Source organism: Streptomyces sp. RB17, from assembly GCF_009604455.1.
Lineage (GTDB): Bacteria > Actinomycetota > Actinomycetes > Streptomycetales > Streptomycetaceae > Streptomyces.
Genome location: NZ_WEGL01000017.1, coordinates 1 through 13,747 on the forward strand (window position 1 = coordinate 1; position 13,747 = coordinate 13,747).

The following is a 13,747-nucleotide window of genomic DNA, read 5'->3' on the forward strand; positions in this document are numbered from 1 at the left end:
GACGTTTTTGATCCGGCCTGCGGTCGTCCAGATGGACACCGTCTGTGCGTCCATCTGCCACGACAGGCACCGGTCGTCATATGGCTGCGCCGATTCGGGCCGGAACATGATCGGCTTGGACTCTGCCTCGAGCCGGCGCTTCGAACCCGACTTCCCCAGATTCCCAGCACGGATGTTCGCGTGCAGCGTGGTGTACGCGTCGCGCACCTTCTTGATCACGTGCTGCGCCGCCTGCGCCCCCAGCCCGGAGGCTTTGAGGTGGGCGTACGTGTGCTTGCGCAGCTCGTACTCACGGGGAACGTCGTTGACGAAGGCGACTTCGGAGACCCAGCACGCCAGGTCGTTGACCGTGCGCACAGTCGCCGACAGCGCGGCGGCCTGGTCGGCCTCCGGCATCAGCTTCACCTGCGTCACGATCTTCATACCGGCAACCTACAGTGCCGCACTGACAACGCCTCAGGCCGACAGTGCAGACCCGTGCGAACAAACAGGTCACCCCATCCAGAGAAGCGATTCCTCCCGGGCGGGGTTCCTCGCTAGATCCTGCTGAACCGACAACCGAGCGCCCGCGCGGACCACCGCGCCGGGCGCTCGCCTGTGTCAGCGATCCTCTTCCCGCCAGGCGCAGAGGGCCAGCAGGAGCTCGGCGCGTACGTGCGCGGAGTCGAGGCCCACGCCCAGAACGGACTGGACCCTCTCCATACGGCTGCGCAACGTGTGGCGGTGCACGCCCAGGGACGCGGAGGCGGCCTCCCACTGGCCGTTGTGCTCGAGGAACGCGCGCAGCGAGCTGAGCAGTTCGGTTGCGTTGGCGGCGTCGTACGCGGCGAGCGGGGCCAGCCGGGTCCGGGCGATCGACTCCAGTACCGTGCGGCTGCCGGGCGTGGCCAGCAGGACATGACCGGCGAGCGACTCGAAGCAGACCACGTCCGGGCAGTCGCGGGCCTGGGCGGCCGACGCGGCGCTCAGCGCCTCGCGCAGGGCCGACGGCCCCGCGTCCAGTTCGTGCGGGCTGCTGAGGCCGGCCCAGAGGCGGGCGCGCGTCGGCGCGGCCAGCCGGTCCAGCACCGCCTGGGCCGTCATCGCGTGGCCTCCGGGGAACAGCAGCACGGCGCACCCCTCGCGGACGGTGCCGAACAGCGGCAGGCCGCGCTCGCTCAGCTGCTCGCCGGCGGCCTCGAGGAGGGGACGTGGGCTGCCGCCGCGGACGGCCAGGACACGCACCCCGTCACGCACCGGGAAGCCGGCCTCGGAGAGGTGGCCGAGCGCCGCCGACGAGGGAATCGACCCGTCCAGGAGCATCCGGAAGAAGAGGCTGTTCACCCGGTTCTGCTCGTCGCGGAGCCGCAGCGGTTTCTCGGCCTCCAGGGCGACCAGCGATGCGGCGTGTCCCAGCAGCAGGTGGTCGACCGGTGTCAGCTCCCGGTCGGTGACCAGCACCAGCCGCCCGTGCACCCGCGGGCCCACCCGGACCTGCTGCACCGCCACCCCGGCCCCGGGGCCGCAGCTCACCGCCGCGGCCGGCTCGTCCGCCGTGCGCAGGGCCGCCAGCACGTCGGGGGCGGGCGCGGCGGCGCCGGCCGGATGCGCGGCGCGCGTGCGGCCCTCGTGGTCCAGGAAGAGCACGGCCGTACGTGTGGAGACGGCCAGTTCCCGGACCACGGCCTGTGCGCCGCCGTGCAGGGCGGCCCGGGTCATGCGCGGCTGGATGCGGGAGGCCTGGACGACGCCGTCGTACTGCTGCTCGGCGAGCCGTTTCATCACCGCCTTGGTGACGGCGGCGAACGGCGTGGGCAGCGGGACCTCCAGCAGCGGCAGGTCGGCCTCCTGGGCGGCCGCCACGACAGCGGCGGGCACCGCCTCGTGCGACAGGCCGACGCCGAAGCCCAGTGCCGCGACGCCGACGTCGTGCAGGCGCTCGACGTACTTCTGCTGCGCGCAGGCCTGTGCCGGGAGGCGCAGACCGGTGGTGAGAAGCAGCTCTCCCCCGCTGATCCAGGCCACCGGGTCGGCCAGTTCGATGCTGTGCGCCCAGAGCACCTCGCGGTCGAGCCGCTCGCGCGCGGCCAGGACGCGCAGGCCGAGTTCCGCACGCCCGAGCAGCCAGCGCAGAGGTACGCCCACCGCCGCCCACCACCTTCGCCCTTGACCTCTAAGACTGTAGGTCAGGGTATTTCATGGTGTCCGGCCACCAAAAGACCGGAAGGGCGAGCGGCGGGCGTGCCGAGGTGTGAGCTGTACGACGGCGGTCAGGCCGCGGACGCGGTTTCCTCGGTGATGGCCTTGCCGAGCAGCGTCAGACCCTCGTCCAGCAGGCCGTCGGAGATCGACAGCGGCGGCAGGAACCGCAGGACGTTGCCGTAGCTGCCCGCCGTCAGCACGAGCAGTCCCTCCGCATGACAGCGCCGGGCGATGCCGGCGGCCAGTTCGGGCGCGGGGACGCGGTCCCCGTGCGGCTCCACGAGTTCGATGGCGATCATCGCTCCACGGCCGCGCACCTCTCCGATGGCCGGGTGGGCGTCGCTGAGCTCGGCGAGACGCTCGATCATGGTGTCCCCGATCTCGCGGGCGCGGCCGAGCAGGCCGTTCGTCTCGATCTCTGCGAAGACGCCGAGCGCCGCCTCGCAGGCGACCGGGTTGCCGCTGAAGGTACCGCCCAGGCCGCCCGCGGGCGCGGCGTCCATCAGCTCCGCACGGCCGGTCACCGCGCCCAGCGGCAGGCCGCCCGCCAGTCCCTTCGCCGTGGTGACCAGGTCCGGCTCGATGCCCTCGTGCTCGCACGCGAACATCCGGCCGGTTCGGGCGATGCCCGCCTGGACCTCGTCGGCGATCAGCAGGATCCCGCGGTCCCGGCAGAGCTCGGCGACCCGCGGGAGGAAGCCCGGCGCGGGGACGATGAAGCCTCCCTCGCCCTGGATCGGCTCCACGACCACCGCCGCAACGTTGTCCGCGCCGACCTGCCGGTCGAGCAGGTCCGCCAGGGCCGCTGCGGCCTCCTGCGCGCAGTGCTCGGGCCCGGTGGGCCAGCGGTACGGATACGCCATCGGGGCGCGGTGGACCTCCGGCGCGAACGGGCCGAAACCGTGCTTGTACGGGCGGTTCTTGGCGGTCAGGGTCATCGTCAGCAGCGTGCGGCCGTGGAAGGCGTGGTCGAAGACCACGACCGCCGGGCGGCCGGTGGCGGCCCGGGCGATCTTCACCGCGTTCTCCACCGCCTCGGCGCCGGAGTTGACCAGCAGGGTCCGCTTCTCGCCGGGCACGGGTGCGAGCTCGTTGAGCCTCTCGCAGACGTCCAGATAGGACGCGTACGGGTTCACCAGGAAGCAGGTGTGGGTGAACCGCCGCAGCTGCGCGGCGGCGCGCTCGGCCACCGCCGGGGCCGAATTGCCCACGGTGGTGACGGCGATGCCGCTGCCGAAGTCGATGAAGGAGTTGCCGTCCGCGTCGACGACAACTCCCCCGCCGGCGGCCTCCACGAAAACGGGCAGGGTGGAGCCGACCCCGGCGGGCACCAGACGGCGCTGCCGGGCCAGCAGTTCGCGGGAGCGCGGACCGGGGATCTCGGTGACGATCCGGCGGACCTGCTCGAGGCCGGGACCGCCGGCCGGTCGGGAATCACCGGGCATGGGACGTCCTCCGGGAGGTCGGGGGCTGGGGCACGCCGAGCCAACCACCGCCGCGCGCACCGCACCATCGACGGATCGGCGTGCCCGGACCGGCTGCGCCACTCCATCGCGTCCAGTGCGTCCGATGCACGGCCCACCACAAAATGACGGCCTCACCCCACCCGCGACGGCGTCATGGGTGTCCCGAAAGGAGTGCCGATGCGACCCACCCCAGGCAGCAGCGTGAGGGAGGCCGGGGCGGCCCGGCCGGCCCGGACCCTGCGCCACCTCGTCGCAGGGCAGTGGCGGACCGGCGACGGCGACGAGCTCGTCGACCTCAGCCCGGCGCGCCCCCGCGAGATCGTGGCCGTAGGACGGCTCGCCCAGGACCACGACCTCGACCGGGCCGTCGTCGCGGCGCGGGACGCCTTCCCCCGCTGGGCCGCCACCCCGCCCCATGCGCGCGGCCGGATCCTCGACCGCGCCGCCGAGGTCATCGAGGCGCACGCCGGCCCGTGGGGCGAGGAACTCGCCTGGGAGGAGGGCAAGACCCGCGCCGAGGGCATCGGCGAGGTGCGCCGGGCCGCGGACATCTTCCGCTACTACGCCGGTGAGGCATCCCGTCCGGTCGGCGAGGTCTTCGCCTCGCCCCGGCCCGGCGAGCAGATCCACGTCATCCACCGGCCCGTCGGCACCGTCGCGGTCGTGACCCCGTTCAACTTCCCGATCGCGATCCCGGCATGGAAGATCGCCCCGGCGCTCGCCTACGGCAACACCGTCGTCTGGAAGCCCGCGACCCTGGTGCCGCTGCTGGCCCTGCGGCTCGCCGAGGCGCTGGTCGAGGCCGGTCTCCCGGACGGCGTCGTCTCCCTGCTCATCGGCGGCGGGAGCCTGGGCGGGCGGCTGGTCGAACACCCTGGTGTCGACGCGGTCACCTTCACCGGGTCGACCTCGGTGGGACGCGGCCTGATCGCCGCCTGCGGGCGCCTGGCGCGCCCCGTCCAGACCGAGATGGGCGGCAAGAACGCGGCCGTCGTGCTCGCTGACGCCGACCTGGAACTCGCCGTGCAGGAGGTGCTGGCCGGGGCCTTCCGCGCCACCGGCCAGAAGTGCACCGCCACTTCCCGGCTCATCGTGCAGGAGCCCGTCGCCGACGAGTTTCTCGCGCAGCTGACCGAGCGTGCCGCCGCCCTGCGGGTCGGCGACCCCCTGGACGACGCCACCCAGATGGGGCCCGTGGTGTCGCTCCAGGCCCGCGACGAGATCCAGCACGCCGTCGACGCAGCGGCCGCCCGCACCGGCGTCGACGTCCTCACCGGTGGCCAGCACTACGACGACGAGCGCATGGGCGGGGCCTTCGTCCCGCCCACCGTGCTCGAGCTGGCCGGCGACGACCCGGTGTGGCGGGAGGAACTGTTCGGCCCCGTCCTCGCCGTACGCCGGGCCAAGGACTCCCGGGAGGCGCTGAGGCTGGCCAACGACAGCGACTTCGGCCTCTCCGCGGCCGTGTTCACCGACGATCTGCGCGCCGTCACCGCCGCTGTGGAGCAGATGGACGTCGGCGTGCTGCACATCAACTCCGAGACGGCGGGCGCCGATCCGCACGTGCCGTTCGGCGGGGCGAGGCAGAGCGCGTACGGGCCGAAGGAACAGGGCCGCGCGGCACGCGAGTTCTTCACCCACACCACGACCGTGTACCTGCGCGGATCCGGAGGTCCGCTGCTGTGACCGCACCCTCCCCGCTGCCGCTGAGCGGCGTCCTCGTCGCCGACTTCGGCCGCGTGCTCGCCGCGCCTTACGCCACCATGCTCCTCGCAGACCTGGGCGCCGACGTCATCAAGGTCGAGCACCCCGCCAAGGGGGACGACACCCGCGCCTGGGGTCCGCCGCATGCGCACGGCGAGGCCACCTACTACCTGTCCGTCAACCGCAACAAGCGCTCCGTCGCCCTCGACCTGGCCGACGAGGCCGACCGGCGCCGCGCCGCCGAACTGGCCCGCCGGGCCGACGTGCTCTTCGAGAACTTCCGGCCCGGGACCATGCACAAGTACGGGCTCGGATACAACGAGGTCCGTGCCGCCAACCCGGGGATCGTCTACTGCTCGATCACCGGGTTCGGAACGGGCCCCGGGGCCGACCTGCCCGGCTATGACCTGCTGATCCAGGCCGTCGGCGGGCTGATGAGTGTGACCGGGCCCGCTCCCGGACAGCCCGTCAAGACGGGCGTGGCCCTGGTGGACGTCCTCACCGGCCTGCACGCCGCGATCGGTGTGCTCGCCGCGCTGCGCCACCGGGAGGCGAGCGGCGAGGGACAGCACGTCGAGGTCAATCTCCTCTCGACCCTGCTGTCGAGCCTGGTCAACCAGGCCGCCGGCTACACCCTCGCCGGCCGGGTGCCGGGCATCCTGGGCAACCGGCACCCGTCCATCGCACCGTACGAGGTGTACCGCGCCAAGGATCAGCCGCTCGTCATCGCCGTCGGCAACGACCGGCAGTTCGCCGCGCTCTGCCACGGCACCGGCGCGCCGGAACTGGTCGACGACCCGCGTTTCTCCACCAACGCCGACCGGGTGGCCCACGTCGACGAACTCGCCAGGAAACTCGGCCACTTGCTCGCCACCCGCACCGCGGCCGAATGGTTCGAACACCTCACGCCCCTGGGCGTCCCCTGCGGCCCCGTCAACAACCTGGCCCAGGCTTTCGAGCTCGCCGACCGCCTCGATCTCGCGCCCCGGGCCGTGATCGACGGCGCCGGCGAAGCCCCCGTCGACCTCGTGGCCAACCCGATCTCCCTGTCCCGCACCCCGCCCCGCTACGACCGCCGCCCGCCCCGGCTGGGCGAGCACACCGGCGAGATCGCGGACTGGCTGGACTCCTGACCCCCACTCACCCCAAGGAGCACATGATGAGCGGCACCAAGCCGATGAAGGACCCCCTGGACCTGCTCGACCTCCCCTCCATCCTCTCGGACGAGGAGCGCGAGATCCAGTCCACCGTCGCCAGGTTCCTTGCCGACCGGGTCCGCCCGCACATCGGCGAATGGTTCGAGAACGCGCACTTCGCCCGTGAACTCGCCCCGGAACTCGGCAAGCTCGGCGTGCTGGGCATGCACCTGGAGGGCTATGGCTGCGCCGGCACCAACGCCGTCAGCTACGGTCTCGCCTGCATGGAGCTGGAAGCCGCCGACTCCGGGTTCCGCAGCTTCGTCTCGGTACAGGGCTCACTGTCGATGTACTCGATCTGGAAGTGGGGCTCGGAGGAGCAGAAGCAGGAATGGCTGCCACGGCTCGCAGCCGGCGAAGCGATCGGCTGCTTCGGCCTGACCGAGCCGGACTTCGGCAGCAACCCGGCGGAGATGCGCACCCGGGCCGCGCGCAACGGCGATGACTGGGTCCTCAACGGCTCCAAGATGTGGATCACCAACGGCGGCATCGCCGACGTCGCCACCGTCTGGGCGCAGACCGAGGACGGCGTGCGCGGCTTCCTCGTCCCGCGCGGGACCCCGGGCTTCACCACCCAGGACATCAAGCAGAAGATGTCGCTGCGCGCCTCGATCACCTCCGAACTGCACTTCGACAACGTACGGCTGCCCGACTCGGCACGCCTGCCGCACGCCGAGGGCCTGCGCGGGCCGCTGTCCTGCCTGAACGAGGCCCGGTTCGGGATCCTCTTCGGCGCGGTCGGAGCCGGCCGGGACTCCCTGATGGCAGCCCTGCAGTACGCCGACTCCCGTGTCCAGTTCGGCCGGCCGATCAGCGCCTTCCAGCTGACGCAGAAGAAGCTCGCCGACATGAGCGTGTCGCTGGGCAGCGCGGCCCTGCTCGCCGTGCACCTGGGCCGGCTCAAGGACCAGGGCCGGCTGCGCCCCGAGCAGGTCAGCGTCGGCAAGCTGAACAACGTCCGCGAGGCCCTGGCCATCGCCCGCGAGTGCCGGACCGTCCTCGGCGCCAACGGCATCTCGCTGGAGTACCCGCCGTTGCGCCATGCCAACAACCTGGAGTCCGTCCTCACCTACGAGGGCACCAGCGAAATCCACACGCTCGTCATCGGCCAGGCCCTCACCGGCCAGGCCGCCTACCGCTGACCCGCTGTCCCCTCGGGAGAAGGACGCATCATGACGCCATCGACAGCCGGCCGTTCGGGGAAGTCGGGCCGCGGGCCCCGGCCGGAACGCCGGCGTACGTCACCGCCGGCGTGCGCCGGTGCCCGCCCGGCCTCCGCCGGCATCCGCCGCGTCGGCGTCGTGGGAGCGGGACTCATGGGCAGCGGCATCGCGGAGGTCTGCGCCCGGGCGGGACTGGACGTGCTCGTACGCGAGACCGGCCCGGACGCCGTCCGGGCCGGGCGGGACCGGATCACCGCATCCCTGGACCGCGGCCTCCGCAGCGGGAGACTCACCGAACCGGAGCGCGATGCCGCACTCGGCCGGATCCGCTTCACCACCGACCTGGCCGACTTCGCCGACCGCGACGCGGCGATCGAAGCCGTGGCCGAGGACGAGCAGGTCAAGACCGAGGTGTTCGCCACCCTGGACAAGGTCCTCACCCGGCAGGACGCGATCCTCGCCACCAACACCTCCTCCATCCCGGTGATGAAGCTCGCCGTGGCCACCGGTCGACCGGAGCAGGTCGTCGGCATCCACTTCTTCAACCCGGTACCGGTGATGCCCCTCGTCGAGCTGGTGCCCTCGCTGCTGACGGGTCATCAGGCCCGTTGCGTGGCCGAGGACTTCGCGACCGCGAGGCTGGGCAAGCACGTCATCGAGTCGCAGGACCGGGCGGGCTTCGTCGTCAACTCCCTGCTCGTCCCGTACCTGCTGTCCGCGATCCGCATGCTCGAATCCGGCTTCGCCACCGCCGAGGACATCGACGACGGCATGGTCCTCGGCTGCGCCCATCCCATGGGTCCGCTGCGGCTGTCGGACCTGATCGGCCTCGACACGCTCAAGGCCATAGCCGACTCCCTGTACCAGGAGTCCAAGGAGCCGCTGCACTCCCCGCCGGCCCTGCTGCTGCGGATGGTCGACGCGGGCCTGCTCGGCAAGAAGAGCGGCCGCGGTTTCCACGGCTATGCCCGCTGACTGGAGTGGACGCCCGGTGCACAGGGCGCGCTGTAAGAATGCCCTGCCGATGCCGGGGGTGCCGGGGTGTCCGGGTTCCTGCTCAGCAGCGACACGGGTGTGGCCGAGCGTCCAGCGGTGAGCAGTCAGACGTTCACGTCTTCATGTGCCAGCAGCGTCATGAGCAACGGGATCTGGGTGGCGACGGCGGCCCGGACGGCGCCCGGCGCGGTCTCCCATTCGTCATCGCTCTCGGCCAACCCGCCCAGCAGGCACGGGACTTCGGTCGTCCCGGCCGGGCGGCAGCGGCGATCCGGGCGAGGTACGGGACGGCGTCCACGCCGGCGGAGTACACCGTGCCCTGATGGAGGATGCACGAGTACAGCTCGGAGATCGCCTGCTCGGCATCCCCGCCCCCCTCGGCGAGGGCACGCAGCAGGTCGGGCAGGTCCTCGGCGGAACCATAGGCGTGCGAGACGGAGGACCAGGGCTGGGTGTCGAGACCGGCGAGGGCGTAGCGAGATCCATGACGTGATCTTCGCAGCCCGGTGCGACAGGACGGTCAGGGCCCTGCGACGACTGGGCCGGCGCGCCTGAGTCGTCCCCCTTCGGTGTCAGGTGGCGGTGGTCTACGGCGTCTCCTGATCGTGCCGGTAGGCGGCGAGCAGGAAGAGCCAGATCTCGCTGACGGTGGGGAAAGGGGCGATCGCGTGCCGGAGCCGTTTGAGCGGGACCTCACCCGCGACCGCGATGGTTGCCGAGTGCAGGAGCTCGCTGACGCCGGGACCGACGAAGGTCACTCCGAGGAGGACCTCCCGGTCGAGGTCGACGACCAGCCGGGCGTGGCCCCGGTAGCCGTCGGCGTGGAGGTTGGCGCCCTGGGCGGCGTTGAAGTCGAGGTCGACGGTCTTGACGCGGTACCCGGAGCGCTCCGCCTGCTCGGCGCTCAGGCCCACCGCGGCCGCCTCGGGGACGCTGAAGAAGACCTGGGGTACGGCGTGCTGGTCGGCGGTGGTGGCGTGGTCGCCCCAGGGCGTGTCGTCCAGCGGGCGGCCGGCGGCGCGGGCGCCGATGGCGTCGCCTGCGGTCCGGGCTTGGTATTTGCCCTGGTGGGTGAGCAGGGCGCGGTGATTGACGTCGCCGAGGGCGTACAGCCAGTCGCCGTCGACCCCCTGCACCAGGCAGGTGGTGTCCACATCAAGCCACGAGCCGGGGGTGAGGCCGACCGTGTCCAGGCCGATATCGTCGGTAGCCGGGGTACGGCCGGTGGCGAACAGGACCTCGTCGGCCTCCAGCTCGCCCCCGTCATCGAGGGTGAGGGTGACCGGTCCCTCCGGGTCCGTGCGGCGCAGGGCGGTCACCTGCACGCCGATCCGCACATCCGCGCCCGCCTCGCTCAATCCCTGGGCGACCAGTTCACCGGCGAAGGGTTCCATGCGGGGGATCAGGCGGCGCCGGGCGAGCAGGGTGACCTGGGAGCCGAGGCCCTGCCAGAGGGTGGCCATCTCGATGCCGACTCCGCCGCCGCCGATGATGGCGAGGCGGGTGGGCACGGTGCTGGAGTCGGTGCCCTGCCGGCTCGTCCAGGGACGGGCCTCGGCGATGCCCGGGATGTCGGGCAACGCCGGTCGGCTGCCGGTGGCGATCGCCACCGCGTGCCGGGCCGTGAGGGTCTGCCGGGCGCCGTCGTCACGGGTGACGCTGACGCGTCGGGGCCCGTCGAGACGGCCGTGGCCACGAAAGAGGTCGGCTCCGATGGACTTGAGGAACAGAGCCTGTCTGGCGTCGTCCCAGTCGGAGACAGAGCGGTTGCGGCGGGCGAAGACGCCATCGGTGTCGAGCCGACCGGTGACGGCCTGCCGGGCACCGTCCACGCGCCGCGCGTCGGCGAGCGCGATGACCGGCCGCAGCAGCGCCTTACTGGGCACGCACGCCCAGTACGCGCAGTCGCCGCCGACCAGTTCCCGTTCCACGACCGCTACGGAGAGGCCGGCGGCACGGGCGCGGTCGGCGACGTTCGCACCGGCCGGGCCCGCACCCAGCACGACCACGTCGTAAGGAACGCCTTCCTGGGTTTCGCGCGGTCCGCTCATGTTCTTCCTCGCATTCCTGGGAGTGCCTGACGACGGTCGAGGTGGTACTGATGCCGCCCGTCGGGCCTGGTGGGTCGGGCCTGGGCGGGGGCTCCCCGACCGGGCCAGGGCACGTCGGTCAGGCGTCAGTGTGCGGGGTGACGACCGGCCATTCGGTGTCGGTATCGGCGAGGACATTGAAGTAGTTCGTAAGGATGCTCAACGCCAGATCGCCCACGACCTCGGCGATCTCGGCGTCGGTGGCGTCCACGGCCCGGGCAGCCTTGAGCTGCGTCTCACCGATGTGATCGCGGGCAATAGCGTGGGACGGGTCCGGCAGTGCGTCGACGTACGGGTCGGTGGACTCGGCGGGGCGGGCGCGCTCCAGTCCCCCGGCGTCGGCCTTGGCGACGTGCGCCCCTATGGAGGTGTGGGCGGAGAGGCAGTACGTGCAATTGTTGTACTTCGCGGTGGCGATCGCCAGCCGTTCCCCGACCGGGGCCGGGATCATGGTCCCCGGTCCGCCGCGAGGGCAGCATCCTCCCGGCGATCACCCACGAGCAGCCGGACACCACCACCCAGACCGGCGGCCGACCCGTCTACCCATGGTCCAGCGGGATGTCCGCCTCGGAGAACCACAGGTCACACTGGGCCGGCTCGCCCGGCCGATACGTCGTCCGGGACACCGGGTCCACCGGCAAACACGCCGGTCCGAGCTCACGCACAACACGTACCTTGAGGATCGGCCTCCCCCACTGGTCGTGGCACGGGTAGATGGGATCGCCGTAGGTGTTCAGCACCCACTGGCGGGACCAGTCGTACACGGGGTCGCCTTTCCCTCTGATCTCGGCTGTTCCCTTGAAGCGGGACTGCACCTATGGGAAGCCTCGACCATCCGTTCATTGTCGGCGCAGGCGCGCCGTCCCGCATCAAGCCGACGCTGACGTCGGCGATCCGGCGCTGCTACTCGCCCACGTAGAAAATGACGGACCTGTAGCTGGTGCCCACGCCGTCGCCGTGGCGGTTCGACGTGGAGGGGTCGTGGACCTGGAAGAAGAACTCGAGGATTGAACGGTAGCTGGTCTTGGAAGGGTCGTAGGTGATCTCAACCGACTCCACGTGGCTGCCGTGGTTCCGGTAGGTCGGATGCACTACTTCGCCGTCCGTGTAGCCCACCCCGGTGGCGACCACGCCCGGCAGCGCGCGAAACAACTCTTGCAGGCCCCAGAAGCACCCTCCGGCCAGTACGGCCGTCTCCATCATGTCGGACTGCCTTCCCTTCGACGTGGACCCACGTTTGCGCTGACGTACGAGGTTGAGGGGCCCCCGACCACCCCCGCTCACGACGGTTAGCGGACCCGAGCGCGGTATTTTTGGCTCGAACGTCGCTGGCCGCGGACCGGTGCCGGCCGGTGTCTGCGCACGTCTGCCTGGCATGCCGTCTGAGGCGAGAGGCCGACCGCAGTGGGGCTTTGGGGCCCCATGCCAGTTCAGGACGACGTGCCCCCCCGCTCAATTGGCGGCCGCCGGGCACTTCGACTGACTGCGCAATGTCTGGACCGACGTCGCGCCGAAGGCCGGAGGTGCGGCTGAGGTCTGTGGGAGAGAAGGAAGATAAGAGGCGTGTGTTCCCCGTCGCTGATACTTTTTAAGGGCGCCGGCCCTGCTTACGACGAGCCGATTGGACGGCCAGCATGGCGATCATCTCGCGCGGTTTCCACGGCCGTCGACCGCCCGCGGGCAGGAAGCTGCCACCCGGGCAGTACGAGACCACGGGCTTTCCGGTCCTCTCGGCCGGGCCCACGCCGAGGATCAGCACAGACAAGTGGGAGCTGTCCGTCACCACGGAGACCGGGAGGCGGCACACCTGGGACTGGGCCGCCCTCACGAAGCTGCCGTCGGAAACCCCGACGGCAGACCTCCACTGCGTGACCAAATGGTCGAAGTTCGGCACCCGGTGGCAGGGGGTGTCTTTGGACGTCCTGCTCGCCGATGTCGAGACGGCTGCCGAGTACGTCCTCGTCTCCTCCTACGGGGGCTACACCACGAACCTCCCGCTGGAGGATCTTCTGGACGGCAAAGCCTGGATCGCGTACGGCTACGACGGCCGGCCGCTCGCCCCCGAGCATGGCGGTCCGGCCCGACTGCTCGTCCCGCACCTCTACCTCTGGAAGTCCGCGAAGTGGGTGCACGGACTGGAGTTGCGGGAGAACGACATCCCGGGGTTCTGGGAGAGCGCCGGCTACCACAATTACGGAGACCCGTGGCAAGAACAGCGGTATCGAGGAGACTAGGCGACCGGCTCCGATGGGGGGTCGCCGAGGTGACAGAACGTCGCGCTGAGTCCGCGACGGCCGTCACGCTGGTGCTGGAGGTGCCGGAATGGCCCGGCCATCTGGCAGGCCAGCATGTGGACATCCGGCTGACCGCGGAAGACGGCTACAGCACACAACGCAGTTACTCCATCGCTTCGGCCCCGGACGGAACGCGCCTGGAACTGACAGTGCAGCGCGTCGTTGAGGGCGAGGTCTCTCCCTACCTGGTCGACGAGCTCATGCCCGGCGACCAGCTGGAACTGCGGGGACCGGTCGGAGGCTGGTTCGTCTGGCAGCCGGAGCAGCAAGAACCGGTTCTGCTCGTGGCCGGAGGCTCCGGGCTGGTGCCGCTGATGTGCATGATCCGCTCGCGGCGTGCAGCCGGCAGCCGGGTTCCCTTCCGGGCGCTGTACTCCCTGCGATCGCCGGCCGATGTGCTGTACGGGCCAGAAATCCGCCAAGGAACACCAGGGGTCGACGTCACACACATCTACACCCGGGAAGCGCCACAGCAGTCCGCGCGCCCCCCGGGCCGCATCACACCCGACGACCTGGTACGCCACGGATGGCCACCGGACTTCGCGCCCACCTGCTACGTCTGCGGACCCACGGCATTCGTCGAGAAGGCAGCTGCCTACCTGGTGCTCCTCGGACACGACCCCGAGCGAGTCCGCACAGAGCGCTTCGGCTGAGGAG

Annotated in this window: 11 protein-coding genes and 2 pseudogenes; 7 read left to right on the forward strand and 6 right to left on the reverse strand. The window is 71.2% G+C overall.

Annotated elements, in window-relative coordinates; all coding sequences use genetic code 11:
• The 3 genes and pseudogenes from SRB17_RS42050 to gabT all read right to left on the reverse strand — a co-directional run.
• A pseudogene (locus tag SRB17_RS42050) lies at positions 1 to 423 on the reverse strand (RNA-guided endonuclease TnpB family protein); the annotation flags it as partial.
• Between the two features lie 177 nt (positions 424 to 600).
• Entirely contained in the window at positions 601 to 2,124 is a 1,524-nt protein-coding gene (locus SRB17_RS42055) for a PucR family transcriptional regulator (RefSeq protein ID WP_323377508.1), read from the reverse strand.
• Between the two features lie 125 nt (positions 2,125 to 2,249).
• Positions 2,250 to 3,626, reverse strand: a complete 1,377-nt coding sequence (gene gabT / locus SRB17_RS42060) for a 4-aminobutyrate--2-oxoglutarate transaminase (RefSeq protein WP_153547046.1) — start codon at positions 3,624 to 3,626, stop codon at positions 2,250 to 2,252.
• 198 nt (positions 3,627 to 3,824) lie between these two features.
• Between gabT and SRB17_RS42065 the strand changes: the two genes are divergently transcribed.
• The 5 genes from SRB17_RS42065 to SRB17_RS42085 all read left to right on the forward strand — a co-directional run bounded on the left by SRB17_RS42065 (position 3,825) and on the right by SRB17_RS42085 (position 9,199).
• The gene (locus SRB17_RS42065) at positions 3,825 to 5,333 is read left to right on the forward strand and encodes an aldehyde dehydrogenase family protein (RefSeq protein WP_153547047.1); all 1,509 of its coding nucleotides are present in this window, start codon (positions 3,825 to 3,827) and stop codon (positions 5,331 to 5,333) included.
• Positions 5,330 to 6,484, forward strand: coding sequence for a CoA transferase (locus tag SRB17_RS42070; RefSeq protein WP_323377509.1), 1,155 nt, complete (start codon positions 5,330 to 5,332; stop codon positions 6,482 to 6,484). The genes SRB17_RS42065 and SRB17_RS42070 overlap by 4 nt, the downstream gene beginning before the upstream one ends.
• A 26-nt stretch (positions 6,485 to 6,510) precedes the next feature.
• Complete coding sequence (locus SRB17_RS42075; RefSeq protein WP_153547049.1) at positions 6,511 to 7,689, forward strand: acyl-CoA dehydrogenase family protein; 1,179 nt, start codon at positions 6,511 to 6,513, stop codon at positions 7,687 to 7,689.
• A gap of 30 nt (positions 7,690 to 7,719) precedes the next feature.
• Positions 7,720 to 8,685 (forward strand): 3-hydroxybutyryl-CoA dehydrogenase, encoded by a 966-nt coding sequence (locus tag SRB17_RS42080; protein WP_153547051.1) that lies wholly within the window; start codon positions 7,720 to 7,722, stop codon positions 8,683 to 8,685.
• A 343-nt stretch (positions 8,686 to 9,028) separates the two neighbouring features.
• Positions 9,029 to 9,199, forward strand: a complete 171-nt coding sequence (locus tag SRB17_RS42085; RefSeq protein WP_153547053.1) for a hypothetical protein — start codon at positions 9,029 to 9,031, stop codon at positions 9,197 to 9,199.
• Positions 9,200 to 9,293: 94 nt separating this feature from the next.
• On the opposite strand, the gene SRB17_RS42090 is transcribed toward SRB17_RS42085, so the two are convergent.
• The 3 genes and pseudogenes from SRB17_RS42090 to SRB17_RS42100 form a co-directional block, all read right to left on the reverse strand.
• Positions 9,294 to 10,757: a dihydrolipoyl dehydrogenase family protein gene (locus SRB17_RS42090; RefSeq protein ID WP_153547055.1), complete on the reverse strand. Its 1,464-nt coding sequence runs from the start codon at positions 10,755 to 10,757 to the stop codon at positions 9,294 to 9,296.
• A 118-nt stretch (positions 10,758 to 10,875) separates the two neighbouring features.
• Positions 10,876 to 11,247 (reverse strand): carboxymuconolactone decarboxylase family protein, encoded by a 372-nt coding sequence (locus tag SRB17_RS45735; protein ID WP_194294331.1) that lies wholly within the window; start codon positions 11,245 to 11,247, stop codon positions 10,876 to 10,878.
• Positions 11,248 to 11,702: 455 nt separating this feature from the next.
• Positions 11,703 to 11,999, reverse strand: a pseudogene (locus SRB17_RS42100) (peptide-methionine (S)-S-oxide reductase); the annotation flags it as partial.
• 431 nt (positions 12,000 to 12,430) lie between these two features.
• Between SRB17_RS42100 and SRB17_RS45740 the strand changes: the two are divergent.
• On the forward strand, positions 12,431 to 13,030 hold the full coding sequence (locus SRB17_RS45740) for a sulfite oxidase-like oxidoreductase (protein WP_194294324.1): 600 nt from the start codon (positions 12,431 to 12,433) through the stop codon (positions 13,028 to 13,030).
• Positions 13,000 to 13,743, forward strand: coding sequence for a ferredoxin reductase (locus SRB17_RS42105; protein WP_323377510.1), 744 nt, complete (start codon positions 13,000 to 13,002; stop codon positions 13,741 to 13,743). Before SRB17_RS45740 ends, SRB17_RS42105 begins: the two co-directional genes overlap by 31 nt.
• The last annotated feature ends 4 nt before the right edge of the window (positions 13,744 to 13,747 follow it).